The sequence below is a fragment of the Nitrospirota bacterium genome, assembly GCA_040755395.1.
Lineage (GTDB): Bacteria > Nitrospirota > Nitrospiria > Nitrospirales > Nitrospiraceae > DATLZU01.
Genome location: JBFMAX010000040.1, coordinates 1 through 2,347, shown reverse-complemented (window position 1 = coordinate 2,347; position 2,347 = coordinate 1). Strand labels below are relative to the sequence as shown.

The window sequence follows — 2,347 nt, the reverse complement described above, 5'->3', positions numbered from 1 at the left end:
CTTGTGATACGCTAATATTAGTTACTGATGTAGTACAGTTATTAACAGCATCTGTTACAACTAATGAGTAGGTGCCTGGTTGATTAACGGTAATTGTTCCAGTACCTGCTCCGCTCACAATACCAGGACCACTCCAGTTATAGGTTACAGAAGATGGATTAACGGTTGATGTAATTTGTATAGTAGAATTATTACAATCTAAAGTTCCATTTGCAGCAGCAGATGCAGTAGGTGTGTTGGTGTTTTCAACAACAGTAATCAGCGTAGAATTAGAGCATCCATTAGAAGTATTAATTATAGTAAGTGTATAAGTGCCTCCTTGATTTACAGTAATAGTTGGTGTGCCATTTCCTCCTGTTATACCACTTCCAGCCCATGTATAGGATACTGGAGATGTTGTAGAAGTGCCTACTATCTGTACAGATGAAATTGAACAATTGATGGAACCAGATGGAGTTGCTGAAATATCTGGTAAATTACTATCTGGTACAACCTGAACAGTATTTGTTCCTGTACATCCATTAGTATTATCTGTAACTTCAATAGTATAAGTTCCGGGAGAGCATGCTTGAGTAGTAAAAGTATTAGTTGGACCACAAACACCACCTAACCAGTTGATAGTAACACCCGTGTTAGGAGTAGCACTTGCAGATATATTTACACTTGGACTTGAACAAGTTAGAGTAGCATTACCGCCACTTGTTACTGTAGGTGCGGTAGTATTTTGTGTTACTGAAACATTTGTTGTATTGGTACAAGTATTGGCAGGGTCAGTTATTACTAAATTATAGTTTCCGGGTTGATTGACAGTGATTGTTCCAGTGCCTGCTCCGCTTACAATACCAGGACCACTCCAGTTATAGGTTACAGAAGTTGGATTAACAGTTGATGTAATTTGTATAGTAAAATTATTACAATCTAATGTTCCATTTGCAGCAGCAGAAACAGAAGGAGCAGTAGTATTTTGTGTAATAGATTGATTAATAGCAACGGTACAGCTATTAGCCGTGTTAGTAACTGTTACTTGGTAAGTTCCACCTTGATTGACGGTAATAGTTCCAGTGCTTCCACCAGATACGATACCTGGTCCAGTCCAGTTGTAGGTATAAGTTCCGGCAGGAGTAACGGTAGTAGAAATTTGAGCGGAAGTGGTTGAGCAGTTTAAGGAGCCCGTAGAGACAATAGTCACTGATGGGACATTGCTATCCATAGCAACAGATTGAGAAGTGGAAGCAGTACAGTTATTAGCCGTGTTAGTAACTGTTACCTGATAGGTACCACCTTGATTGACGGTGATAGTTCCAGTTCCGCTACCTGAAACAATACCGGGACCACTCCAGTTATAAGTAATGCCCGAAGAAGGAGTTACAGTAGTAGATACTAAAACGGTATTGGTAGTACAATTTAAAGACCCACTAGCAGCAGCGGTGATGCTTGGGGCTGTTGTATTTTGAGTAACTGCTTGAGAAGTTACGGCTGTACAGTTGTTGGCAGTATTAGTAACTGTTACCTGATAAGTTCCGCTTTGATTAACGGTGATAGTTCCCGTTCCGCTACCTGAAACAATACCGGGACCACTCCAGTTATAAGTAATGCCCGAAGAAGGTGTAACGGTGGTAGATACTAAAACCGTATTGGTAGTACAATTTAATGAACTACTTGCAGCAGCAGAAACAGAAGGAGCAGTAGTATTTTGTGTAATAGATTGATTAATAGCAACGGTACAGCTATTAGCCGTGTTAGTAACTGTTACTTGGTAAGTTCCGCCTTGATTGACGGTAATAGTTCCAGTGCTTCCACCAGATACGATACCAGGTCCAGTCCAGTTGTAGGTATAAGTTCCAGCAGGAGTAACGGTAGTAGAAATTTGAGCGGAAGTGGTTGAGCAGTTTAAGGAGCCCGAAGAAGCAATAGACACTGATGGGACATTGTTATCCATAGCAACAGATTGAGAAGTGGAAGCAGTACAGTTATTAGCCGTGTTAGTAACTGTTACCTGATAGGTACCACCTTGATTGACGGTGATAGTTCCAGTTCCGCTACCTGAAACAATACCAGGTCCACTCCAGTTATAAGTAATACCAGATGAAGGCGTAACAGTAGTAGATACTAAAACAGTATTGGTAGTACAATTTAATGAACCACTCGTAGCAGCTGTTATACTTGGTGGAGTAGTATTTTGAACTACATTTTGCGAAGCAGTAGCTGTACAGTTGTTGGCAGTATTAGTAACTGTTACCTGATAAGTTCCGCTTTGATTAACGGTGATAGTTCCAGTTCCGCTACCTGAAACAATACCGGGACCACTCCAGTTGTAAGTAATGCCCGAAGAAGGTGTAACGGTGGT

Annotated in this window: 1 protein-coding gene; it reads right to left on the bottom strand. The window is 40.7% G+C overall.

The window, feature by feature from the left end; all coding sequences use genetic code 11:
* The coding region (locus AB1555_19975) for a hypothetical protein (protein ID MEW6248956.1) at positions 1 to 2,347 on the bottom strand (2,347 nt) is incomplete at both ends.